The organism is Enterobacter sp. RHBSTW-00318, from assembly GCF_014101375.1.
GTDB lineage: Bacteria > Pseudomonadota > Gammaproteobacteria > Enterobacterales > Enterobacteriaceae > Enterobacter > Enterobacter ludwigii.
Genome location: NZ_JABXQH010000001.1, coordinates 3,324,370 through 3,346,328 on the forward strand (window position 1 = coordinate 3,324,370; position 21,959 = coordinate 3,346,328).

Below are 21,959 nucleotides of genomic sequence, written 5' to 3' on the forward strand. Positions count from 1 at the left end.
ATATTTTCACAATCACTGTGACATAAAATGGATGGTCATGACATGGCAACTGAACAATCTGCAATTACCCGCGCGACATTCGATGAAGTCATTCTGCCGATTTATGCACCGGCTGAGTTTATCCCGGTAAAAGGGAAAGGCAGCCGAGTCTGGGATCAGCAGGGGAAAGAGTATGTTGATTTCGCCGGTGGGATTGCGGTGACGGCGCTGGGTCATTGCCATCCTGCGCTGGTGGAGGCACTGAAAACCCAGGGGGAAACCCTGTGGCATACCAGCAACGTCTTTACCAACGAACCGGCGCTGCGTCTGGGCCGCAAGTTAATCAGCGCGACTTTCGCCGAACGCGTGCTGTTTATGAACTCCGGTACAGAAGCGAACGAAACCGCCTTCAAACTGGCGCGCTACTATGCCTCCACGCGCCACAGCCCGTACAAAACCAAAATCATTGCTTTCCACAACGCCTTCCACGGTCGCTCGCTGTTTACCGTTTCCGTCGGCGGACAGCCAAAGTATTCCGACGGTTTTGGACCAAAACCGGCCGATATTATCCATGTGCCGTTTAACGATCTCCATGCGGTAAAAGCGGTAATGGATGATCACACCTGTGCGGTGGTGGTGGAGCCGATCCAGGGAGAAGGCGGCGTAACGGCTGCCACGCCTGAGTTCCTGAAAGGGCTGCGCGACCTGTGCGATGAGCATCAGGCGCTGCTGGTATTTGATGAAGTGCAGTGCGGGATGGGCCGTACCGGCTCCCTGTTTGCCTACATGCATTACGGCGTGACGCCGGATATTCTGACCAGCGCCAAAGCGCTCGGCGGCGGCTTCCCGGTCAGTGCGGTATTAACGACGCAGGAGATTGCCTCCGCGTTCCACGTGGGTTCCCACGGCTCCACATACGGCGGCAACCCGCTGGCGAGTGCCGTCGCGGGTGCCGCGTTCGACATTATCAACACCCCTGAGGTTCTGAGCGGCGTCAACGCGAAGCGTGAGCTTTTCGTGAAGCATTTGCAGCAGATTGATGACCAGTATGACGTCTTCAGCGAGATCCGCGGGATGGGGTTACTGATCGGCGCGGAGCTGAAGCCACAGTACAAAGGCCGCGCGCGCGATTTCCTGCACGCCGCCGCCCATGAAGGGGTGATGGTGCTCAATGCCGGACCGGACGTGATGCGCTTTGCGCCGTCGCTGGTGGTCGAAAATCAGGACATTGAAGACGGGTTAAACCGTTTTGCCGTGGCGGTCGCGAAGATCGTAAACGCTTAAGACTCCGTTCGCGTTAAGCGACGGGTTAACCATATCCCGTGGTGAGGGCGCTGACGCCATGCTACCGACGAAATGGTGTGCATGGTGTTCAGATGCCCGAGAACGCGCTGCAGATGCTGCTCCAGGGTACTCATTGGCCCGTGGGTGAGCGTCTCTGGCGCCTCCAGAATGTTCGAATCCCCTGACTCGCCAGGCGCGTCATACTCGAGTCGCTGCTGACACCGCTGCAGGGCAATCTCACACGACTGCAGGTAGCGCTGCGCCAGATCGGGCGTCAGCATCGTATGTTCCCGCGCCAGCGTGGTCATGGCGTTGATATGCTCAACGATAAACTGGCTGTGCGTCACCCAGAGCTTCATGTCCGCCAGATAGTGCGAGTTAAAGCCGGGCTCCTGCATTGCCTGATTCAGCGAGTTAAACAGGGCGTTATGCGCCTGGTTGACCTTCATCCGCTGATACGCCAGCGGGGAGGGCTGCGGGTCGTCACTCAGGATCAGGCGAATGGCCTGCTGGTCGGCCTCCAGCGCATCGTGGGCGTTCTGTCTGAGCAGCCCGCTTTGCCACTGAGGCCACAGCCAGACCATGCCGCCAAAGGCAATCAGGCAGCCAATCAGGGTATCGACCAGCCTGGCGATAATAAACTGCTCGCCGTTGAGCGTGAGCAACTGCAGGGTATACACCGCCGTTACCGTAAAGCCCACCATCGCCCAGCCGTAGTTTTTGCGGATGATCAGGTAGCTCACCATCGTGATCACCAGCATCCCTGCCAGCGTATAGCCTTCCGGCACGTGAAAGTGCAGCGTAACGCCCGCAATGATCAGCCCCGCCATCGTTCCGCCTGCCCGGTGCAGAATGCGCACCCGCGTCGCGCCATAGCCGTTCTGGGTGACAAACAGGATGGTCATTAAAATCCAGTACGGTTTGGGCAGATGCAGCGCCATGCCCATCAGGCTGGCAATGCTCAGCATCACGCTAATTCGCGCGGCGTTGCGCAGGGCAGATGATTTAAGGGAGAGGTAGCTTCTGAGCGCCGGCAGCAGCGGCAGGCGTTTTTGTTTGTCGGCCATCAGGTCGCGCGGATAAAGCGGACGCTGGGTTCGTAACACGCGGGCGATACGGCTGAAGTGCCAGGCGGCAAACTGACCCACCGGGTTGTCTTCATGCTGACGGGCAATCTTCTCCAGCGCGCCGAGCTGTTTGTCCATGTTAAAGCGCGTGGGGTAGCGGTGATACAGAATATCGTCAGCCAGCACCCGAAGGCGCGCGGAGACGGTTTGCGCGTTCCAGCGGATCACCGCTTCGGCATGGCTGCGCTCGACCAGTTTTTGCACCTCCTGCGGCTGGTGCAGGCTCACGGAGATATGCTCCTGTAAGTCCAGCCCCACCTGGAAGACGCGCAGCAGCCGCTTATATTCGTGGTTCTTATTGGCGGCGAGCATATGCAGCTGCTGATAACACTGGCTTATCAGGTCCACCACCTTTTGCTGACGTGTCAGCAGCGGCGGCAGTGATTTTTCTGGATCGGTATGCTGGGTGAGCAAGGTGTATTTGGCTTCACAGTAATCCGCCAGCTGCACGTAGAGCAGGCTCAGGGATTCCCGCAGCGGCTGTTCCCGCCACAGCCAGAACCAAAACCAGTTAAACAGCCCGTACCACAGCGTACCGAGGGCGTAGATCAGCAGCGGCTCCCACACCGGCATGTTGCCCGCAAGGCTCAGCGTGAAGATGGCGGCAATCAGCGACGCGGGAAGCAAACGCGCGTGCAGTGAGCTGATTTCAGCGGTTACGCCCAGGGTCATCGCCAGGACGGTGAGGATCAGCGGCAGCGGGATATCGCGGGCCAGCAAAAGCTGCACGGCGAGGCTACAACCCGCAAACAGCGAGCCGCCCACGATCAGCCGTTTGAAAAAGCGCTTATGCGGTGTATCCAGACCGGCAATGTTGCAGCAGGCGGGAACGAGAGAGAAGAGCAGACCTTGCTGAAGATGGCCCAGAATCAGGCCCACGGCCACAGGAAGGCACAACACCAGCGTTTGTCGCAGTGCGTAGTTAACTTCCGGGTGATAAATCAGCCTGCGCCACATGGGGAATAGAGACAAAAACGGCGTGACACCTTGCGATGGCACGCCGTTTGAGCGGAATTAACGTGTTCCGTAAACCACAATGGTTTTACCGTGTGCGGAGATCAGGTTCTGATCTTCCAGCATTTTCAGAATACGGCCCACTGTTTCACGGGAGCAACCGACAATCTGACCGATTTCCTGACGGGTAATTTTAATTTGCATGCCATCAGGGTGAGTCATCGCATCGGGTTGTTTCGCCAGATTCAGCAGGGTCTGAGCGATACGGCCGGTCACGTCCAGGAAGGCGAGGTTACCCACTTTCTCAGATGTCACCTGCAGACGGCGCGCCATCTGTGAAGAAAGACGCATCAGGATGTCAGGGTTAACCTGAATCAACTGACGGAATTTCTTGTAGGAAATTTCAGCCACTTCACATGCTGTCTTTGCACGAACCCAGGCGCTACGTTCCTGGCCTTCTTCAAACAGGCCCAGTTCACCGATGAAATCGCCCTGGTTCAGATAAGAAAGGATCATCTCTTTCCCTTCTTCATCTTTGATCAGCACTGCCACCGAGCCTTTGACGATGTAATACAACGTTTCCGCTTTTTCACCCTGGTGAATCAGCGTGCTCTTCGATGGGTACTTATGAATGTGGCAATGAGACAAGAACCATTCGAGAGTCGGGTCTGTTTGCGGTTTGCCAAGCACCATGCGCTGTTATCCTCTGTTATAAGCTGTCACCAGAGTCATAAGATGCATCCGGACTCTGGGGTTGCAATCGAATTCTTACCCATACCCTGGGAAGTCGGCTATCGTAACGTTTCGCAGCCAGTAAAGTTTGATGTCCTCTGCATACATGTGTAACGTCAATGTATTACTGTAGCATCCTGAGTGTTTTAGCATAGCTTTCGCCGCGTGTCTCCTGGTGTCTCGCTTCAGCATGACGCAGGTCGCCTTCCATTGCGAGAAATGTAACGCACGCGTAATCTGTCACCAAAAATGCAACGTTGGAGTGAGTGAATATGCAAGCGCGTGTGAAATGGGTTGAAGGTTTAACGTTCCTGGGCGAGTCCGCTTCAGGACACCAGATTTTGATGGATGGTAACTCCGGCGATAAAGCACCAAGCCCAATGGAAATGGTGCTGATGGCAGCAGGTGGATGCAGCGCAATTGACGTGGTGTCGATCCTGCAAAAAGGCCGTCACGATGTGACCGACTGCGAAGTAAAACTCACCTCAGAACGCCGCGAAGAGGCACCACGCCTGTTTACCCACATTAACCTGCATTTCATCGTCAGCGGGAAAGAACTGAAAGACGCGGCGGTCTCACGCGCGGTCGATCTTTCAGCGGAGAAATACTGCTCGGTCGCCTTAATGCTCGAGAAAGCGGTAAAAATTACGCATTCGTATGAAGTGATCGACGCCTGATATTGGGGGCATCGTTCACCCTGATGCCCTCACCGAAGCCCTCTCCCACGCGGAGAGGGAAATCATCAGGCGATTTTCTTCCCTTCTATCAACCGCTGCACCAGCGGCATCATAATTAATTCCATTGCCAGCCCCATTTTTCCGCCCGGAACCACTAACGTATTCATGTGCGAAATAAACGAGCCCTGCAGCATCGCCAGCAGCCAGGGGTAATCAATGCCGTCGAGATTGCGGAAATGGATAACCACAAAGCTCTCATCCAGCGACGGGATACTTTTGGCCGCGAACGGGTTAGAGGTGTCCACTGTCGGTACGCGCTGGAAGTTGATATGCGTGCGGGAGAACTGCGGCGTCAGATAAGTAATGTAGTCTTCCATGGAGCGCACGACGGAATCCATCACCGCCTCGCGTGAATGGCCGCGCTCGCTGATGTCACGCGTCAGCTTCTGGATCCACTCAAGGTTCACGATGGGCACCACGCCAACCAGCAGATCCACGTGACGCGCCACGTCATGCTGCGGCGTCACCACGCCACCGTGCAACCCTTCGTAAAACAGGACGTCGGTCGGTTCCGGCAGCGGTTGCCAGGGGGTAAAGGTGCCTGGCACCTGGTTCCAGGGAACGGCTTCATCGTAGGTGTGCAGATATTTGCGTGACTGCCCCTTGCCGCTCTGGCCGTACTCCTGAAAGGTTTGCTCCAGCAGGCCGAAGTCATTGGCCTCCGGGCCGAAGTAGCTGATGTGTTTACCCAGATCGCGCGCCTTGCGGATAGCCATATCCATCTCCGGGCGCGTGTAGCGGTGAAAGCTATCGCCTTCGACCTCCGCCGCGCGGAGATTCAGTTGGGCGAAAATCTTACGAAAAGCGAGGCTGGTCGTGGTGGTTCCCGCACCACTCGAACCCGTAACGGCAATAACCGGATGTCTGGCAGACATAGCAACTCCCTGACTGGAAAGGTTTAAAGATCAGCCATGAAACGCGTTGCGGGGCATGATATTGACCGTCTCATGCAGTTCAGACCATACCAGCACCACGTCGCCGCTTTTGAGCTGGCGCTTCACATCGTTGACCTTTTGCTCAAGCGAACGTTCATGTTCACCATAATCGGTACCTTCGCGCAAGACAAAGCTTTCAATCAGATTATCGAGCGTTTCGGGGGAGAGATCCTGCCACGGAATAATCATTTTGCACCGTCCAGATAAGGGGTAAGCCAGTCAGGAATACGCGACTCCAGCCACATTTTCGGGCGGCGCAACGTTCCACCGATGAACCCCACGTGACCACCATGCTCTGTCAGCTGGTAGTGAACGTTGGCAGGCAAAAATTCCTGCGCGGGGATAGAGTGATGATCCATAAACGGGTCATCTTTGGCATGAATGATAAGCGTCGGTTGCGTGATCTTGCTGAGCAGCGGCATGGCGCTGCACTGACGATAGTAGTCAATCGCATCGGCAAAACCGTGAATTTTGGCGGTGATCAGATCGTCGAATTCGCGGATGCGACGGACCTTTTTCAACTGACGCAGGCTCACCGGCAGCGTATCCGGATAGGCTTTCAACTTGCGCGCCGCGTTGGCTTTCAGCAGGTTGAGCAGGTAACGTTGATAGACCCGGGAAAAGCCTTTCTCCATATGGTAGCTGCACTGCTCCAGCATAAAGGGCGCGGAGACAATGACGGCCGCATCCAGCGGCACGGTGTCGCCCTCTTTTGCCAGCAGGCAGGCCAGCATATTGCCGCCCAGCGAGTAGCCCACGGCCGCTGTCGGGACGGTACCAAAGTTTTCCCGTAACCAGTGTAAAAACCAGGTGCCGTCTTCGGTTTCACCCGAGTGATAGATGCGCTTCTGGCGATTCGGTTCGCCGCTACAGCCGCGAAAGTGCATCACCACGCCGAGCCAGCCCCGCGCTTTGGCTGCCTGGATGAGCCCGTGTGCATAGGGGCTGTGCAGACTGCCTTCCAGACCGTGAAAGACCACCAGACGCGGCTTATGGCGCGCCTGTTCTGGCTCTTCGCTCCATGCCAGGTCCAGAAAATCACCGTCCGGTAAGTCCAGCCGTTGCCAGTGCGGCGTAAACTGAACCTTACGGCGGATGAGTCGCGGCAGCATGGTCTGCAGATGGCAATTGGCCACGCCGCGCATGGGCACGAACTCGGTGCTGTCTTCGGCGATGATATCGAAGTCTGATGGGATGATTTGGCTCATAACGGCGATGCTAATTCTTGTCAGTTATTTTCTGTTCTTTCCGAATTGTACCCCGTTTAGCCTGGTTTTCCGAAACATGAACTGATCTCGATCACAAATATTTACCTTGATTATTACTCTCAGGCTAATGATTCCGCCCTGCGCTTAATTGATGACTTCCTCGCCACAGCGCACACTTTACTCAACGTTAAGCAAATCAGAATGATGTGCTGAATCAGGAGGTTAATAATGTTATCTGGGCAAACACCCACCCGGCAATGGAACACACGACGCACCGAGAAAGCGCGTCGTCTGGCCTCCGTACCGGTGCAGGGCAAGGTACTGCCAACCGGCGATCTTGTCGCCATGCTGGAAAAACTGATCGCGCCTGGCGACAAAGTCGTTCTGGAAGGTAATAACCAGAAGCAGGCCGATTTCCTTTCACGCTCGCTGGCTGAAGTGAACCCGCAAATCGTGCATGACCTGCACATGATTATGCCAAGCGTGGGCCGTAGCGAGCATCTGGATATCTTTGAGAAAGGTATCGCCCGCAAGCTGGACTTCTCCTTCTCCGGTACCCAGAGCCTGCGCATCTCGCAGCTGCTGGAAGATGGTCAGCTCGAAATTGGCGCTATCCATACCTACATAGAACTCTATTCACGTCTATACGTGGATCTCTCGCCAAACGTGGCGCTGATTGCCGGCTTTAAAGCGGACCGAAAAGGTAATCTTTATACCGGCGCAAGCACCGAAGATACCCCCGCGCTGGTGGAAGCGGCTGCATTCCATGACGGCATTGTCATCGCACAGGTGAATGAGCTGGTGGACGACGAATGCGACCTGCCGCGCGTTGATATTCCCGGCTCCTGGATTGACTTCGTGGTGGTGGCCGACAAACCGTTCTTTATCGAACCGCTGTTTACCCGCGACCCGCGTCTCATCAAACAGGAACATATCCTGATGGCGATGATGGCCATTAAGGGCATTTATGCGGAACATCAGGTGCAATCCCTGAACCACGGGATTGGTTTCAATACCGCGGCGATTGAACTGCTGCTGCCGACCTACGGTGAACAGCTCGGCCTGAAAGGCAAAATCTGTAAACACTGGACCCTTAACCCGCACCCAACCCTGATCCCGGCGATTGAAAGCGGCTGGGTGGAAAGCGTGCACTGCTTCGGCGGTGAGCTGGGGATGGAAGAGTACATTCGTGCACGTCCGGATATCTTCTTTACCGGTGCCGACGGCTCTATGCGTTCCAACCGCGCTTTCTGTCAGCTGGCAGGCCAGTACGCCGTTGATATGTTCATCGGGTCAACCCTGCAGGTTGACGGGTATGCCAACTCCTCAACCGTGACCCGTGGTCGTCTCTCTGGTTTCGGCGGTGCGCCAAACATGGGCCATGACCCGCATGGTCGTCGTCATGCCACCCCGGCCTGGCTGAACATGATCACCGAACCTGATCCGATGCAGCGCGGTAAAAAACTCGTCGTCCAGATGGTGGAAACCTTCCAGGCAGGCGTGAAACCGACCTTTGTGGAAAAACTCGATGCTGTTGACGTTGCGAAAGCGTCCGGGATGCCTCTGGCTCCGGTCATGATCTACGGCGACGACGTGACACATGTGCTGACGGAAGAGGGGATTGCTTACCTCTATCGCGCAGAAAGTCTTGAAGAGCGCCGGGCGATGGTTGCGGCCGTCGCGGGGATCACCGATATCGGTCTGGGCGTCGATGCCAAACGTGTGGCGCAGTTGCGCCAGAGCGGCAAAGTGGTTTACCCGGAAGATATGGGGATTCGCCGCACCGATGCCACCCGTTCTCTGCTGGCAGCAGGCAGCGTGTCAGACCTGGTTGAATGGTCTGGCGGTCTTTACAACCCACCTGCGAAATTCCGGAGCTGGTAATGAAACTTCTGCCCCAGATTCAGGTTGAAGGCGGTGCCGAATGGCTGGCGCGAACCGCCACGCAGTGTCTGATTGACGAAGCACAGTTAAGCCCGAAACCCGGTCTGGTGGACAGTCGGGGGAACGGCGCGCACCACGATCTGTCGCTCGCGTTGATGGAGCGTTCCGCGCGCAGCCTGACCCCCACGTTTCAGGCGCTGGCGCAACACAGCTGGCAGCGTCCGGCGGATATTGCGCTCAGGCAAACCATAGGGCGGCTCGGCCGTGAAGGTGAGCAGCAGATGATGGCGGCTACCGACGGTGTAAATACCCACCGCGGCGCGATTTGGGCGCTGGGGCTGCTGGTCAGTGCCGTGGCGATGCTCGGTGGCGATGCCAGCGCGCAGGCGGTAGCGAATACCGCGGCACAGCTGGCGAAACTGCCCGATGACGCGGCACCGAAAGTGTTCAGCAAAGGGCTACGCGCCACGCGCCGCTACCGGGTTCCGGGCGCACGTGAAGAGGCTCAGCAGGCATTTCCACACGTGATGCAGCGTGCTCTGCCGCAGCTTCGTCTGAGCCGTCTTAACGGCAGCAGCGAAACGTACGCAAGGCTCGATGCGCTGATGGCCATCATGACGTCGCTTACCGACACCTGCGTGCTGTCGCGCGCCGGGATGGCGGGGCTGGAGGCCATGCAGAACGGTGCGCGTGCGGTGCTGAGCGCCGGAGGATGCGCGACATCCGCAGGCCAGATGGCGCTGGCGAGATTAGACCGTCACATGCTGGCACTCAATGCCTCACCGGGCGGAGCAGCCGACCTGCTTGCCGCCACGCTGTTTCTCGATCGCATCGAAACGCCTTATTCAAAGCATTAAGAGGATGTTATGGAAAAAATCACATTAACCATGCCAGCGAGCCGCGCGTTAAGCGGCAAAGCGCTCGCAGGGGTTGTTGGTTCCGGGGATATGGAGGTGCTGTTTGCCGCCGAACCGGGCCAGACGTTAACCATTGATATCACCACGTCCGTCGACAACAGCCGCGGTCGCTGGGAGGCGTTGTTCAACCGCCTGCACACCGTCAGCAGCCTGCCTGCAGGAAAACTGACGATCCACGACTTTGGCGCGACGCCGGGGGTGGCACGCATTCGTATCGAACAGGTTTTTGAAGGGGTGAGCCATGCGTGATGATCGGAGTTTTATTGAATTAAAAGCTCGCCAGCGTGCGCAGGCATTGCTGGACGACGGGAGCTATCGCGAACTGCTGGATCCTTTTGAAGGCATTATCTCCCCGTGGCTGGGGCCGCAGGGCATCGTTCCTCAGGCCGATGACGGCATGGTGGTCGCCAAAGGCACCCTCAACGGTCAGCCTGCGGTAGTGGTGGCGATCGAAGGTGCGTTCCAGGGCGGCAGCATGGGCGAAGTGTCCGGCGCCAAAATGGCGGCCGCGCTGGAGCTGGCGGCAGAAGATAACCGCAACGGGATCCCGACGCAGGCGGTACTGTGTCTCGAAACCGGCGGCGTGCGTCTGCAGGAAGCCAACCTGGGCCTGGCGGCCATTGCCGATATTCATGCAGCAATTGTTGACCTGCGCCGTTACACCCCGGTGGTCGGGATTGTGGCCGGGACCGTGGGCTGCTTCGGTGGGATGTCTATCGCTGCTGCACTGTGCAGCTACCTGATTGTCACCCGCGAAGCGCGTCTCGGTCTGAATGGTCCTCAGGTTATCGAGCAGGAAGCGGGGATTGAAGAGTATGACTCCCGCGACCGTCCGTTTATCTGGAGCATGACCGGTGGCGAAGTCCGCTATGAAAGCGGCCTGGTAGATGCACTGGTTGGCGATGGCGTGAATGCGGTGAAAGCGGCGATGAACGACGCGATTGCCAAAGGCGTGCCTGCGAAACATCGCACCGATAACTATGACGATTACCTGAACCGTCTGACGAATTTCGACACCCGCAAACAGGCCGATGCCGAACAGATTAAAGCGCTCTTTGCCCGGGAGGTGAAATGATGACTAACTCAGTAAGCCGTGGCGAACTCTGGCTGCAAACACTCGCGCCGAACGCCAGACGCCTGGAGGGTTTATGCCCGTCCGTACAGGCGGCCGATGGTGAACTTAACGGTGAAACGGTACGTTTTGTTGCCGTGGTACCGGATGCCAACAACCACTTCCCGCGCGCGGCGAAAGGGGAAGTCGGTCTGCTGGAAGGCTGGACGCTGGCGAAAGTGGTGAGCGAAACCGTTGCCGCCGATGCCAACAGCGCCGTGAAGCGCCCGATCGTGGCGGTGATTGACGTGCCAAGCCAGGCCTATGGCCGTCGTGAAGAGGCATTTGGTATTCACCAGGCGTTGGCCGGCGCGGCGGCGGCCTATGCTAACGCGCGTCTGGCCGGCCATCCGGTGATTGGGCTTATCGTTGGTAAAGCGATGTCCGGCGCGTTTCTGGCGCACGGGTACCAGGCAAACCGCCTGATTGCCTTTAACGATAAAGGCGTGCTGATCCATGCCATGGGTAAAGAGTCTGCGGCGCGTATTACGCTACGTACCGTGGATGCGCTGGAAAAACTGGCGGCAACGATCCCGCCAATGGCCTATGACATCAGCAACTACGCCACACTGGGGCTGCTTTCCAACCTGCTGGACATCAGCAACCCGGATGCCCCTTCTGAAAACGATCTGACGCAGGTGAAAACCACGCTGCAACAGGCCATCCATGACGCTCGTCAGGACAACACCCTGAAAAACCGTCTCGGTGCTGACAATCGCCGCAGCTCTGCCCTCGTACGCGAACGCATGCGGGCAAGCTGGTAAGTAAAAAGAGACCTGCCAGATGCACTCCCCGCGGACGTAACCGTTACGTCCGCGCGGGAACCTGCATCCTGAAAATAATAATCATCGCGCCAGTGCTTAAACTTTTTTACTACAGGTGAATTATGACTTACGTAATTGTTCATGCTCTTGCACCGATTTTCGTCATCATGCTGCTGGGATTCTGGGCCGGTAAGGCAAAGATGGTCGATAACAAAAATGTCTCCCTGCTTAATATCTTCGTCATGGATTTTGCTTTGCCTGCCGCGCTGTTCAGCGCTACGGTGCAAACCCCGTGGACCGGCATCGTAGCCCAGTCACCGCTGATTCTGGTGCTGACCCTGGCGATGTGGATAACCTACGCGGCCATTTACTTCCTCGCGACCAGCGTCTTTAAAAAATCCCCGCAGGATGCCGCCGTGCTTACGCTGACGGTTGCGCTGCCAAACTATGCCGCGCTTGGCTTGCCGATTCTGGGCAGCGTGCTGGGTGAGAGCTCTTCAACCTCACTGTCCGTGGCGGTCTCTATTGCCTGTGGTTCGGTACTGATGACGCCGTTCTGCCTGCTGATTCTGGAACGTGAAAAAGCGCGTGCCGAAGGCAATAACTCCGGTTCAACGCTCTCGATGCTGCCGGTGCTGATGTGGCGTTCGATTAAAAAACCGATTGTGATGGGTCCCCTGCTGGGTGTGATTTTGTCTGCTATCGGCATCAAAATGCCTGAACTTGTTCTGGCCGCCATTAAGCCACTGGGCCTTTCTGCAACGGCTGCCGCGCTGTTCCTGACCGGGGTGATCCTTTCTGCGCGTAAGCTGCAGATCAACACCATGGTGATTACCTCAACCGTAGCCAAGCTGCTGATCCAGCCTGCGATTGCCTGGGGTATCGTTCTGATCTTCGGTCTGCACGGCTCCGTGGCGATCACCGCTATCCTGATGATTGCGCTCTCTGCCGGTTTCTTCGGCGTGGTGTTCGGTAACCGCTTTGGCGTGCAGTCTCCGGATGCGGAAGCGGTGCTGCTGTTAAGCTCGGTACTGTGTATCCTGTCGCTGCCACTGTTTATCTCGCTGACTTCAGGAATGTAATTATGACCACAACATTACGCCCTCACGACCTCATCTGGCTTAACGCGCGTGACGCGCTGGAAGGCATCACTGACGACTGGGTGGATGCGGTATGGCATACCGGTTTACCGGTGGTCGTGCGGCGTGATGTTGATAATGCTGGCCGTATTCCCGTTGGCGTACGCGGTTTACGCCGCGACCAGCGGGCGGCCGGTTGGGTGAAGCCAGACAACGTCGTGCGGGTGGTCTCACCCGAGGCGTTGAGCGTGACCGCCGATCTTCTGCGTTCACCGTTTGTGACTCAGCCACCGGTTCAGGTGGCGTTGCAACTTTCTCAGCAGTCATGGCCGTGGACGTGGGGAATTACGGGCAGCACGGGCTACGCCCTGGCGACCGGTATCCCGGTCATTCATGCCGACAGCGATCTCGATCTGCTGGTGCGAGCCCCTCAGCCTCTGTCGGCTGACGCTTTTCGTGTCTGGGCGTCACAGCTCAGCCGCGCGTTATGTCGGGCAGACACCCAGGTCGACACCCCTGAAGGCGGCTTTGCGCTGACGGAGTGGCTGCGCGACGGCAAAACGTTGCTGAAGACCCGCCGTGGGCCGCGCCTGGTGGCGGACCCGTGGCACAGGGAGGAGTGATGAAAATACTGTTTACCTTTCCAGGGCAGGGCACCCAGCATGTCGGTATGCTGCAAAACCTGCCTGGCACGACGCTGGAGCAGGCCCGCGAGGTATTGGGTGGCGAAGTCGATACGCTGGATACCGCGGCAGCGTTAACCCACACGCGAGCCGTTCAGCTTTCGTTGTTAATTGCCGGTGTTGCCTGGGCGCGTGAGCTTGAACAACGCGGCGTGGCACCGGATATCGTCAGCGGTCTGTCTATTGGCGCGTATCCGGCCGCGGTCATTGCCGGTGCGCTGGAATTTGCCGACGCGCTGAAGCTGGTCGCGCTGCGTGGCGATCTCATGGAGCAAGCCTATCCGCACGGTTATGGCCTGACCGCGATAATGGGTCTGACCCTGCCTCAGGTTGAAGCGTTGCTGGAAGGCACCGGAACGTATATCGCCAATCTGAACGCGGAAACGCAGATTGTGATCGCCGGCACCGATGAGGGGATGGCGCAGGTGGCGAAACGCGCGCTGGCAAAAGGGGCTAATAAGGCGCATCGGCTGACCGTCAGCGTGCCTTCCCATTGCGAGCTGTTGGCGGAGCCGGCGCACAAGCTGGTGGAGGCATTCACATCCGTCACGCTCACACGCCCGCGCTGTGCTTACCTGAGCGGCAGCACAGGACGCGTGCTCTGGACGCCTGAGAAAATCGCGGACGATCTGGCGATGAATATGGCGCGCACGGTGCGCTGGCAGGAAGCGGTGATTTCTGCCAACGAGCGTGAAGCTCGGCTGGCGATTGAAATGCCACCTGGCGGAGTACTGACCTGCCTGACGCGTCAGGCGGCCTGGGAAGGGGAGTCAGTTTCGCTGGAGCGCAGTGGTGTTGACGTGGCGGTACACCTGGCTAAGCGGCTACAGCGGTAGGGTCTGCGCAGGGTCGATGGCGATACTGCGGGCATACATTCGCCCTTCGGCTGCCAGTGCCCGCAGGCTGGGGTCTTGCTCGCGGTTGCGGGCAAACACAATGGCAATCAACTGCTGCATCTGATACGGCTGGGCCAGCTTCAGTAGCTGTACTGAGTTCTCATACACTTTCTTCATTCTGCCTGGCATGAGCGTAAAGCCCACGCCCGCCTGCACCAGACTCAGCATCGAGAAAATGTCATTTACGCGGGTGACGATTTCCGGTTCGAAACCGGCAATATGAAACGCCTCCTGAAACCCGGCGTAGGTGGCAAACCCTTCCGACAGCGCGACAAACTTCTGGTCTTTGTAATCACGTAAGTCGGCAGGCCCGCTGGTGTTCAGCGTGGCAGAGGCCGGTGCGGCAAGAAAAATGTCGTCATGGAACAGGGGGAGCACTTCCAGACTGTTGCGGTCGATATCGCTTTCGGAAATAGAGATGAGGATGGCGTCGAGCAAACCGTCGTCCAGCATACGCAACAGGGTCTCGTTAGAGCCCATCGTCAGGTCCATCTCCAGGTCCGGACGGCGCAGTTTCATCCCCATAATCAGGCGTGGCACGGTTTCCAGCGTCAGCGAGTAGAGCGTGCCGACGCGCAGTCGTCCCTGGCCAACACCGGCCGTTTTGCGCGCTTCTTCCAGCCCGCGCGCCATTACCTGCATCACTTCCTGACAATATTCCAGCAGCGTCCAGGCTGAAGGCAGCGCAATGAGATTGCGACCTTTGTGCGTAAAGAGCGGGCAGCGCACATTTTCTTCGAGAGTATGCAGCGCGCGGTGCACGCTAACGCCGCTCAGGCCAAGCGCTTCGGCGGTACGGGCGATATTGTCCTTCTCCATAAAGGTCATGAAGATGCTGAGTTTACGAAATGTAATGTCGCTCGTGATATCGAAACTCATAACCCTCCCGGGGATTTAGTCGGCCTGCAGCATGGCTTCCAGCTGTTCCTGGGCGTCCAGCCACGCCATCTCGCACGCTTCGAGGCTGGATTTCGTCTTCGCCTGTGTCTGCAGGCAGTCGGTCAGTTCCGCCTTACGGCTCTGGTCATACAGACCGCTGTCACCCAGCTTCTCTTCAACGGTAGCCAGCAGAGCGTTAAGTTTCTCCATCTCCTTTTCGAGACGGGCAATCTCTTTACGCAGCGGCTGGGTTTGAGTACGCAGTTCCGCTTCACGGCGCTTCTGGTCTTTACGCGCCTGGGCGCTGTTGGCGTTATCTTTCGACGAGTCGTCCGGCTGGTTTTCCTGCTTCTGCACGTCCGTCAGCCACTGCTGGTAGTCTTCCAGATCGCCATCGAACGGCTCGACTTTGCCATCGTGCACTAAATAGAGATCGTCCGTTGTGGAGCGGATCAGGTGACGATCGTGCGAGACGACAACCAGCGCGCCTTCAAACTCAATTAACGCTTCGGTCAGCGCCTGACGCATGTCGAGATCGAGGTGGTTTGTAGGTTCATCGAGCAGCAGCAGGTTTGGACGCTGCCAGACGATAAGCGCCAGCACCAGACGCGCTTTCTCGCCGCCGGAGAAACGTTCGGTGTTTTCGGTGACTTTATCGCCCTGGAAGCCAAAGCCGCCAAGGTAATCGCGTAGCTTCTGCTCCATCTCCTGCGGCGCCAGTCGCGCGAGGTGCTGGATGGGCGATTCATCCGCGCGTAAGAATTCCAGCTGATGCTGGGCGAAGTAGCCAAGCTTAATGCCTTTTGCCAGGCCGATCTCGCCGCTGACCGGGTTAAGCTCGCTCGCGAGTAGTTTAATCAGCGTCGATTTACCGGCGCCGTTACGCCCCAGCAGACCAATACGTGAACCCGGCACCAGGTTGAGCTTGATGGAGTCGAGAATAATGCGATCGCCATAGCCTGCGCTCACCTTTTCCATCTTCAGCAGTGGGTTCGGCAGGCTCTCGGGCTCGCGAAAACTGAAGTGGAACGGGTTATCGACGTGCGCCGGGGCGATCATCTCCATGCGTTCCAGCATCTTGATGCGGCTCTGGGCCTGCTTGGCTTTAGACGCTTTTGCCTTGAAGCGGTCAACAAAGCTTTGCAGATGCGCCACGCGCTGCTGCTGGCTTTCGTACATCGCCTGCTGTTGAGCAAGGCGCGTCGCGCGCTGGCGCTCGAATGAGCTGTAGTTGCCGGTGTATTCAAACAGGCTTTGCTGTTCGATATGAATGATTTTATCCACCACCGGGTCGAGGAAGTCGCGGTCGTGGGAGATCAGAATCAGAGTGCCCTGATAGCTCTTGAGCCACTTCTCCAGCCAAATAACCGCATCGAGATCGAGGTGGTTAGTGGGTTCATCAAGCAGCAGCAGGTCGGAACGGCAAATCAGTGCCTGCGCCAGGTTAAGGCGCATACGCCAGCCGCCGGAGAAGTCGCTAACGGGGCGTTCAAGCTGTTCGTTGCTGAAACCCAGACCGTGCAGCAGGCTGGAGGCGCGGGAGCGAATTGTCCATGCGTCGATGGCGTCCAGCTTACCGTGGACGGTGGCGATAGCATGACCGTCATTACGCTCGTTGGCGGCGTTCAGTTCAGCTTCCAGCTTACGGTATTCACGATCGCCGTCGATAACATAGTCGAGAGCGGGTTCGCTCAGGGCAGGCGTCTCCTGATTTACCCAGGCAAGCTGCCAGTTGCCCGGATAGGTAAAGTTACCGCCGTCAGCGCTAATCTCGTTTTTCAGCAGCGCAAGCAGGGTCGATTTTCCGCAGCCGTTTTTGCCGACCAGACCCACTTTTTGACCGGGATTGATGGTGGCGGAGGCGTTATCCAGCAGGACGCGCACGCCGCGGCGAATTTGTAACGAGGAGAAAACAATCATAGAAGCGCCGTATGTTCCGACTATGTTAATTTGTCATTATGATAATGTAAGGTGTGGGCCATTTTCCGCACCGGGCCGCCATGGTAGCCCAAAACAACGACGATACACAAAAACAGAAACAGAACCGGGAGGGGAGTGATGTCTCAGACAGCGAAAGTGCTGCTGCTGTATGCCCATCCGGAATCTCAGGACTCGGTGGCAAACCGGGTTCTGCTTAAGCCGGCTACTCAGCTCAGCAATGTGACGGTGCACGATCTCTACGCGCACTATCCTGATTTCTTTATTGATATTCCTTACGAGCAGGAACTGCTGCGTCAGCATGACGTGATAGTGTTCCAGCATCCGCTTTATACCTATAGCTGTCCGGCACTGCTGAAAGAGTGGCTGGACCGTGTGCTGAGCCGGGGGTTCTCCAGCGGGGTGGGGGGCAACCAGCTGGCGGGAAAGTACTGGCGCAGTGTCATTACGACCGGTGAGCCAGAGAGCGCTTATCGCCACGACGGTCTTAACCGTTATCCCATGAGCGATATCCTGCGGCCGTTTGAGCTGACGGCCGCGATGTGCCGCATGCACTGGATGAGCCCGATTATTGTCTACTGGGCGCGTCGCCAGAAGCCTGAAGCGCTGGCGAGCCACGCCAGAGCGTATGGCGATTGGCTGGCATCACCGATTTCGGCGGGAGGTCGCTAATGGAAGGATCGAATTTACTCCTGGCCGGCGTGCTGTTTTTATTTGCCGCAGTGGTGGCGGTTCCGCTGGCCGCCCGGCTGGGCATTGGCGCAGTGCTGGGCTACCTGCTGGCCGGGATCGCCATTGGCCCCTGGGGGCTGGGGTTCATCAGCGATGTGGATGAAATTCTCCACTTCTCTGAACTGGGCGTGGTGTTCCTGATGTTCATCATTGGCCTCGAACTGAACCCGTCAAAACTGTGGCAGCTCCGGCGATCGATATTTGGCGTGGGGGCGGCGCAGGTCTTGTTCAGTGCCGCGATTCTGGCCGGGCTGTTAATGCTGACCAACTTCTCGTGGCAGGCGGCGGTGATCGGCGGAATAGGTCTTGCGATGTCGTCGACAGCGATGGCGCTGCAGTTAATGCGTGACAAAGGGATGAACCGCAACGAGGCAGGACAGCTGGGCTTTTCGGTACTGCTGTTCCAGGACCTGGCCGTGATCCCGGCGCTGGCACTGGTGCCGTTACTGGCAGGCTCTGGTGACGATCATTTTGACTGGGTCAAAATCTCCATGAAGGTGCTGGCCTTCGCCGGCATGCTGATTGGCGGACGTTTCCTGCTGCGGCCGGTGTTTCGTTTTATTGCCGCCTCTGGCGTGCGCGAGGTGTTTACTGCCGCGACGCTGCTGCTGGTGCTGGGCTCGGCATTGTTTATGGACGCGCTGGGGCTGTCGATGGCGCTCGGTACGTTTATCGCCGGGGTGCTCCTTGCCGAAAGCGAATATCGTCACGAACTGGAAACGGCTATCGATCCGTTTAAAGGGCTGCTGTTAGGGCTGTTCTTTATTTCGGTGGGAATGGCGCTCAACCTGGGCGTGCTCTATACCCATTTGCTGTGGGTGGTGATGAGCGTTGTTGTGCTGGTGGCGGTAAAAACGCTGGTGCTGTACGTCATGGCACGGATATACGGGCTGCGCAGTTCCGAGCGCATGCAGTTTGCCAGCGTCTTAAGTCAGGGCGGAGAGTTCGCGTTCGTGCTGTTCTCCACCGCCTCCTCCCAGAAGCTGTTTAAAGACGATCAGATGGCGCTGTTGCTGGTGACGGTCACGCTGTCGATGATGACCACCCCGCTGCTCATCAGGCTGGTGGATAAGCTGCTCTCGCGACGCTTAAATCCGACAGAGGATGAAGATGAGATGCCGTGGGTGGAGGATGATAAGCCGCAGGTGATTGTGGTGGGCTTTGGCCGCTTTGGGCAGGTGATTGGACGTCTGCTGATGGCGAACAAAATGCGCATCACGGTGCTGGAGCGCGATATCAGCGCGGTGAACCTGATGCGTAAATACGGCTACAAGGTGTACTACGGCGACGCGACCCAGCTCGAACTGTTGCGTTCAGCGGGAGCAGAAGCGGCAGAATCCATCGTGATTACCTGCAACGATCCGGAAGATACAATGAAGCTGGTGGAACTGTGCCAGCAGCATTTCCCGCATCTGCATATTCTGGCGCGTGCGCGTGGACGTGTTGAAGCGCACGAACTGCTGCAGGCAGGTGTGAAACACTTCTCCCGTGAGACATTTTCCAGTGCGCTGGAGTTGGGGCGTAAAGCGCTGATTTCGCTGGGCATGCATCCCCATCAGGCTCAGCGGGCCCAGATGCATTTTCGCCGGCTGGACATGCGAATGCTGCGCGAATTAATGCCGGTACACTCTGATACGGCGCAGATCTCCCGCGTGCGGGAAGCGCGTCGCGAGCTGGAAGAAATTTTCCAGCGAGAGATGCAACAGGAACGACGCCAGCTCGATGGCTGGGATGAATTTGAATAAAGGGTAACGAAAGATGGCTGTACGTAAACGCTTTATTGCGGGCGCAAAATGCCCGAGCTGCCAGGCGCAAGATACGCTGGCGATGTGGCGGGAAAATAATATTGATGTCGTAGAGTGTGTTAAGTGCGGTCATCAGATGCGCGAGGCGGATAAAGAAGCCCGCGATCATGTTCGCAAAGAAGAGCAAGTTATCGGGATTTTTCATCCGGACTAGCGATATGCCCTGAGTTTTTTTAAGCTAAAGGGTACACGGGTGCAGATTTCCGCTACAATCTGCGCCAGCAATTTTCCCTTGCTCAGGAGATATCATGAAAGTAGCAAAAGACCTGGTGGTCAGCCTGGCCTATCAGGTACGTACAGAAGACGGTGTGTTGGTTGATGAGTCTCCGGTGAGTGCGCCGCTTGACTACCTGCATGGTCACGGTTCCCTGATTTCCGGCCTGGAAAACGCGCTGGAAGGTCACGACGTTGGCGACAAATTCGACGTTGCTGTTGGCGCGAACGACGCTTACGGTCAGTACGACGACAACCTGGTGCAGCGTGTTCCTAAAGACGTGTTCATGGGCGTTGACGAACTGCAGGTTGGCATGCGCTTCCTGGCGGAAACTGACCAGGGTCCGGTTCCTGTTGAAATCACTGAAGTGGAAGACGACCACGTTGTGGTTGACGGCAACCACATGCTGGCTGGCCAGAACCTGAAATTCAACGTAGAAGTTGTTGCGATCCGTGAAGCGACCGAAGAAGAGCTGGCTCATGGCCACGTTCACGGTGCGCACGGTCACGACCATGACCACGATCACGGCCACGACGGCTGCTGCGGTGGTCACGGCCACGATCACGACCATGGTCACGACCACGGTAAAGGTGGTTGCGGTAACGGCGGCTGCGGTTGCCACTAATTCCGTTATGCGGAAAATAAAAAAGCGGGATAATAATCCCGCTTTTTTTACGCCTCAATAATGAGGTGGTGGCGTCTCTTCTGACTGAGAGGCAATATGTGACGGCTGTGTGGCCTTCAGTTTGTCCGTCAGCAGGCGCATGAGATCCCGCAGTTTCGCCATTTCCAGTTCATGTGCGGTCACAGTCTGGTTTAGCTCTTCGATGGTGATGTCCTGAAAAGCCAGGCGGCTTTCCAGCTCAGCCATTCTCGCTTCTAACATTGTGTCCTTCATCATTCACCTCGTTGTATCTCATTAACCACAATCGGCCAGCGGCGGCGAAGTTTAACTGAGTTTATCCTTAAGTTCAGTATCTATCCCCTTGGCAAGAAACTTATTTAAACAAAAATAGTCTGAAAAGTGGCGAGAATCGGGAGAGTCTGTCTGTAGATTTCTTCCGCAACGTTTTATAGTACGTAACTCATTTACGTTTAACGCTGGGGTGAGAGTCCCCAGGCCCTGGAGATATGGATGAAATCACTGTTTAAAGTAACGCTGCTGGCGACGACGATGGCTGTTGCGCTGAACGCGCCGCTGTCCTTCGCTGCTGATACTGCTGCGAAGCCTGCTGCAACTGCAGACAGCAAAGCGGCGTTCAAAAATGACGACCAGAAATCCGCCTACGCACTTGGCGCATCTCTGGGTCGTTACATGGAAAACTCTCTGAAAGAACAAGAGAAACTGGGCATTAAACTGGACAAAGCTCAGCTGATCGCGGGCGTTCAGGACGCATTTGCAGATAAGAGCAAACTGTCTGACCAGGAAATTGAACAGACTCTGCAGGCGTTCGAAGCACGTGTAAAAGGTGCCGCTCAGACTAAGATGGAAGCGGATGCAAAAGACAACGAAGCGAAAGGCAAAGCCTACCGCGATACCTTTGCTAAAGAGAAGGGCGTGAAAACCTCCTCTACGGGTCTGGTGTACAAAGTTGAGAAAGAAGGTACCGGTGATGCGCCTAAAGACAGCGATACTGTCGTGGTTAACTACAAAGGTACGCTGATCGACGGTAAAGAGTTCGATAACTCTTACACCCGTGGTGAGCCTCTCTCCTTCCGTCTGGATGGTGTGATCCCAGGCTGGACTGAAGGTCTGAAAAACATCAAGAAAGGTGGCAAGATCAAACTGGTTATTCCACCGGATCTGGCATATGGCAAAACCGGCGTTCCAGGTATCCCTGCTAACTCTACCCTGGTCTTTGACGTAGAGCTGCTGGACATCAAGCCAGCGCCGAAAGCTGATGCGAAACCAGAAGCGCAGGCAGAACAGAAAGCTGCGACAGACGCGAAGAAGTAATGGAATGAAAACCGCCGCCTTTAAGGCGGCGGTTTTTTTTATTGTGGGGCAGATATAATTAACACTGGAAAGCGTTATGCACGCTGTATTAATTTAGTTGTCCGTGTAGATAATGAGCCTGCCCTGAAAACCTAACGACAGGCT

23 protein-coding genes are annotated in these 21,959 nt (G+C 56.8%); 15 read left to right on the forward strand and 8 right to left on the reverse strand.

Annotated features, from left to right (window positions below; translation table 11 throughout):
- Window positions 1-42: 42 nt before the first annotated feature.
- Window positions 43-1,263, forward strand: coding sequence for an aspartate aminotransferase family protein (locus HV157_RS16365; protein ID WP_182268725.1), 1,221 nt, complete (start codon window positions 43-45; stop codon window positions 1,261-1,263).
- Here HV157_RS16365 and HV157_RS16370 read toward each other — a convergent pair.
- Together HV157_RS16370 and crp are read right to left on the reverse strand one after the other, a co-directional pair.
- The gene (locus HV157_RS16370; protein ID WP_020884592.1) at window positions 1,260-3,347 is read right to left on the reverse strand and encodes a YccS/YhfK family putative transporter; all 2,088 of its coding nucleotides are present in this window, start codon (window positions 3,345-3,347) and stop codon (window positions 1,260-1,262) included. The genes HV157_RS16365 and HV157_RS16370 overlap by 4 nt on opposite strands.
- A gap of 57 nt (window positions 3,348-3,404) precedes the next feature.
- Entirely contained in the window at window positions 3,405-4,037 is a 633-nt protein-coding gene (gene crp, locus HV157_RS16375; protein ID WP_000242758.1) for a cAMP-activated global transcriptional regulator CRP, read from the reverse strand.
- Window positions 4,038-4,348: 311 nt separating this feature from the next.
- On the opposite strand from crp, the gene HV157_RS16380 reads away from it, so the two are divergent.
- The gene (locus HV157_RS16380; RefSeq protein WP_025202873.1) at window positions 4,349-4,753 is read left to right on the forward strand and encodes an OsmC family protein; all 405 of its coding nucleotides are present in this window, start codon (window positions 4,349-4,351) and stop codon (window positions 4,751-4,753) included.
- A gap of 65 nt (window positions 4,754-4,818) precedes the next feature.
- Here the strand turns inward: HV157_RS16380 and HV157_RS16385 are convergent, their stop codons facing one another.
- Genes HV157_RS16385 through HV157_RS16395 form a run of 3 tightly spaced genes read right to left on the reverse strand, consistent with a single transcriptional unit; the run spans window position 4,819 to window position 6,956 of the window.
- Window positions 4,819-5,688, reverse strand: a complete 870-nt coding sequence (locus tag HV157_RS16385; protein ID WP_014171927.1) for a phosphoribulokinase — start codon at window positions 5,686-5,688, stop codon at window positions 4,819-4,821.
- Window positions 5,689-5,718: 30 nt separating this feature from the next.
- Window positions 5,719-5,937, reverse strand: a complete 219-nt coding sequence (locus tag HV157_RS16390; RefSeq protein ID WP_003861664.1) for a YheU family protein — start codon at window positions 5,935-5,937, stop codon at window positions 5,719-5,721.
- Window positions 5,934-6,956, reverse strand: a complete 1,023-nt coding sequence (locus tag HV157_RS16395; protein ID WP_014171925.1) for a hydrolase — start codon at window positions 6,954-6,956, stop codon at window positions 5,934-5,936. The genes HV157_RS16390 and HV157_RS16395 overlap by 4 nt, the downstream gene beginning before the upstream one ends.
- A gap of 228 nt (window positions 6,957-7,184) precedes the next feature.
- Here HV157_RS16395 and mdcA point away from each other — a divergent pair, with 228 nt between their 5' ends.
- From mdcA to mdcH, 8 genes are all read left to right on the forward strand, one after another.
- The gene (gene mdcA / locus HV157_RS16400; RefSeq protein WP_014171924.1) at window positions 7,185-8,840 is read left to right on the forward strand and encodes a malonate decarboxylase subunit alpha; all 1,656 of its coding nucleotides are present in this window, start codon (window positions 7,185-7,187) and stop codon (window positions 8,838-8,840) included.
- A complete protein-coding gene (locus tag HV157_RS16405) occupies window positions 8,840-9,697 on the forward strand; it encodes a triphosphoribosyl-dephospho-CoA synthase (RefSeq protein WP_020884594.1) in 858 nt (285 codons plus the stop codon). Before mdcA ends, HV157_RS16405 begins: the two co-directional genes overlap by 1 nt.
- 9 nt (window positions 9,698-9,706) lie before the next feature.
- Window positions 9,707-10,006, forward strand: coding sequence for a malonate decarboxylase acyl carrier protein (gene mdcC, locus HV157_RS16410; RefSeq protein WP_020884595.1), 300 nt, complete (start codon window positions 9,707-9,709; stop codon window positions 10,004-10,006).
- Window positions 9,999-10,832, forward strand: coding sequence for a biotin-independent malonate decarboxylase subunit beta (locus HV157_RS16415; protein WP_014171921.1), 834 nt, complete (start codon window positions 9,999-10,001; stop codon window positions 10,830-10,832). Before mdcC ends, HV157_RS16415 begins: the two co-directional genes overlap by 8 nt.
- Window positions 10,832-11,632, forward strand: a complete 801-nt coding sequence (mdcE, locus tag HV157_RS16420; protein ID WP_032670503.1) for a biotin-independent malonate decarboxylase subunit gamma — start codon at window positions 10,832-10,834, stop codon at window positions 11,630-11,632. Before HV157_RS16415 ends, mdcE begins: the two co-directional genes overlap by 1 nt.
- A gap of 122 nt (window positions 11,633-11,754) precedes the next feature.
- Window positions 11,755-12,714 (forward strand): AEC family transporter, encoded by a 960-nt coding sequence (locus HV157_RS16425; RefSeq protein WP_014171919.1) that lies wholly within the window; start codon window positions 11,755-11,757, stop codon window positions 12,712-12,714.
- A gap of 2 nt (window positions 12,715-12,716) precedes the next feature.
- On the forward strand, window positions 12,717-13,334 hold the full coding sequence (locus HV157_RS16430; protein WP_047954759.1) for a malonate decarboxylase holo-ACP synthase: 618 nt from the start codon (window positions 12,717-12,719) through the stop codon (window positions 13,332-13,334).
- Window positions 13,334-14,230: a malonate decarboxylase subunit epsilon gene (gene mdcH, locus HV157_RS16435; protein WP_020884598.1), complete on the forward strand. Its 897-nt coding sequence runs from the start codon at window positions 13,334-13,336 to the stop codon at window positions 14,228-14,230. Before HV157_RS16430 ends, mdcH begins: the two co-directional genes overlap by 1 nt.
- Here mdcH and HV157_RS16440 read toward each other — a convergent pair.
- Both HV157_RS16440 and HV157_RS16445 read right to left on the reverse strand, forming a co-directional pair.
- The gene (locus HV157_RS16440) at window positions 14,219-15,169 is read right to left on the reverse strand and encodes a LysR family transcriptional regulator (RefSeq protein WP_182268726.1); all 951 of its coding nucleotides are present in this window, start codon (window positions 15,167-15,169) and stop codon (window positions 14,219-14,221) included. The two genes, mdcH and HV157_RS16440, sit on opposite strands and share 12 nt — an antisense overlap.
- Window positions 15,170-15,184: 15 nt before the next feature.
- Window positions 15,185-17,089, reverse strand: a complete 1,905-nt coding sequence (locus HV157_RS16445; RefSeq protein ID WP_149376947.1) for an ABC transporter ATP-binding protein — start codon at window positions 17,087-17,089, stop codon at window positions 15,185-15,187.
- A gap of 138 nt (window positions 17,090-17,227) precedes the next feature.
- On the opposite strand from HV157_RS16445, the gene kefG reads away from it, so the two are divergent.
- The 4 genes from kefG to slyD all read left to right on the forward strand — a co-directional run bounded on the left by kefG (window position 17,228) and on the right by slyD (window position 20,483).
- Window positions 17,228-17,779 (forward strand): glutathione-regulated potassium-efflux system ancillary protein KefG, encoded by a 552-nt coding sequence (gene kefG, locus HV157_RS16450; RefSeq protein ID WP_020884601.1) that lies wholly within the window; start codon window positions 17,228-17,230, stop codon window positions 17,777-17,779.
- Window positions 17,779-19,584 carry a glutathione-regulated potassium-efflux system protein KefB gene (gene kefB, locus HV157_RS16455; RefSeq protein ID WP_020884602.1) on the forward strand — a complete coding sequence of 602 codons (1,806 nt, stop codon included), beginning with the start codon at window positions 17,779-17,781 and terminating at the stop codon, window positions 19,582-19,584. The genes kefG and kefB overlap by 1 nt, the downstream gene beginning before the upstream one ends.
- Before the next feature lie 13 nt (window positions 19,585-19,597).
- Window positions 19,598-19,798, forward strand: coding sequence for a YheV family putative zinc ribbon protein (locus HV157_RS16460; protein WP_013099038.1), 201 nt, complete (start codon window positions 19,598-19,600; stop codon window positions 19,796-19,798).
- 94 nt (window positions 19,799-19,892) lie between these two features.
- The gene (gene slyD / locus HV157_RS16465; protein WP_014171912.1) at window positions 19,893-20,483 is read left to right on the forward strand and encodes a peptidylprolyl isomerase; all 591 of its coding nucleotides are present in this window, start codon (window positions 19,893-19,895) and stop codon (window positions 20,481-20,483) included.
- A gap of 54 nt (window positions 20,484-20,537) precedes the next feature.
- Here the strand turns inward: slyD and HV157_RS16470 are convergent, their stop codons facing one another.
- Window positions 20,538-20,756, reverse strand: coding sequence for a protein SlyX (locus HV157_RS16470; protein WP_020884603.1), 219 nt, complete (start codon window positions 20,754-20,756; stop codon window positions 20,538-20,540).
- A gap of 237 nt (window positions 20,757-20,993) precedes the next feature.
- Between HV157_RS16470 and fkpA the strand changes: the two genes are divergently transcribed.
- Entirely contained in the window at window positions 20,994-21,815 is an 822-nt protein-coding gene (gene fkpA / locus HV157_RS16475) for an FKBP-type peptidyl-prolyl cis-trans isomerase (protein ID WP_014171910.1), read from the forward strand.
- Window positions 21,816-21,959 lie beyond the last annotated feature (144 nt).

Excerpts from the sequence above, each read along its gene's own strand:
- mdcE (WP_032670503.1), top strand. The coding sequence starts at position 10,832 with ATGACTAACTCAGTAAGCCGTGGCGAACTCTGGCTGCAAACACTCGCG.
- mdcC (WP_020884595.1), top strand. The coding sequence starts at position 9,707 with ATGGAAAAAATCACATTAACCATGCCAGCGAGCCGCGCGTTAAGCGGC.
- HV157_RS16395 (WP_014171925.1), bottom strand. The coding sequence starts at position 6,956 with ATGAGCCAAATCATCCCATCAGACTTCGATATCATCGCCGAAGACAGC.
- HV157_RS16380 (WP_025202873.1), top strand. The coding sequence starts at position 4,349 with ATGCAAGCGCGTGTGAAATGGGTTGAAGGTTTAACGTTCCTGGGCGAG.
- HV157_RS16370 (WP_020884592.1), bottom strand. The coding sequence starts at position 3,347 with ATGTGGCGCAGGCTGATTTATCACCCGGAAGTTAACTACGCACTGCGA.
- mdcH (WP_020884598.1), top strand. The coding sequence starts at position 13,334 with ATGAAAATACTGTTTACCTTTCCAGGGCAGGGCACCCAGCATGTCGGT.
- HV157_RS16460 (WP_013099038.1), top strand. The coding sequence starts at position 19,598 with ATGGCTGTACGTAAACGCTTTATTGCGGGCGCAAAATGCCCGAGCTGC.
- HV157_RS16440 (WP_182268726.1), bottom strand. The coding sequence starts at position 15,169 with ATGAGTTTCGATATCACGAGCGACATTACATTTCGTAAACTCAGCATC.
- HV157_RS16430 (WP_047954759.1), top strand. The coding sequence starts at position 12,717 with ATGACCACAACATTACGCCCTCACGACCTCATCTGGCTTAACGCGCGT.
- fkpA (WP_014171910.1), top strand. The coding sequence starts at position 20,994 with ATGAAATCACTGTTTAAAGTAACGCTGCTGGCGACGACGATGGCTGTT.
- HV157_RS16405 (WP_020884594.1), top strand. The coding sequence starts at position 8,840 with ATGAAACTTCTGCCCCAGATTCAGGTTGAAGGCGGTGCCGAATGGCTG.
- mdcA (WP_014171924.1), top strand. The coding sequence starts at position 7,185 with ATGTTATCTGGGCAAACACCCACCCGGCAATGGAACACACGACGCACC.
- slyD (WP_014171912.1), top strand. The coding sequence starts at position 19,893 with ATGAAAGTAGCAAAAGACCTGGTGGTCAGCCTGGCCTATCAGGTACGT.
- HV157_RS16415 (WP_014171921.1), top strand. The coding sequence starts at position 9,999 with ATGCGTGATGATCGGAGTTTTATTGAATTAAAAGCTCGCCAGCGTGCG.
- kefG (WP_020884601.1), top strand. The coding sequence starts at position 17,228 with ATGTCTCAGACAGCGAAAGTGCTGCTGCTGTATGCCCATCCGGAATCT.
- HV157_RS16390 (WP_003861664.1), bottom strand. The coding sequence starts at position 5,937 with ATGATTATTCCGTGGCAGGATCTCTCCCCCGAAACGCTCGATAATCTG.
- HV157_RS16425 (WP_014171919.1), top strand. The coding sequence starts at position 11,755 with ATGACTTACGTAATTGTTCATGCTCTTGCACCGATTTTCGTCATCATG.
- HV157_RS16365 (WP_182268725.1), top strand. The coding sequence starts at position 43 with ATGGCAACTGAACAATCTGCAATTACCCGCGCGACATTCGATGAAGTC.
- HV157_RS16385 (WP_014171927.1), bottom strand. The coding sequence starts at position 5,688 with ATGTCTGCCAGACATCCGGTTATTGCCGTTACGGGTTCGAGTGGTGCG.
- HV157_RS16470 (WP_020884603.1), bottom strand. The coding sequence starts at position 20,756 with ATGAAGGACACAATGTTAGAAGCGAGAATGGCTGAGCTGGAAAGCCGC.
- HV157_RS16445 (WP_149376947.1), bottom strand. The coding sequence starts at position 17,089 with ATGATTGTTTTCTCCTCGTTACAAATTCGCCGCGGCGTGCGCGTCCTG.
- crp (WP_000242758.1), bottom strand. The coding sequence starts at position 4,037 with ATGGTGCTTGGCAAACCGCAAACAGACCCGACTCTCGAATGGTTCTTG.
- kefB (WP_020884602.1), top strand. The coding sequence starts at position 17,779 with ATGGAAGGATCGAATTTACTCCTGGCCGGCGTGCTGTTTTTATTTGCC.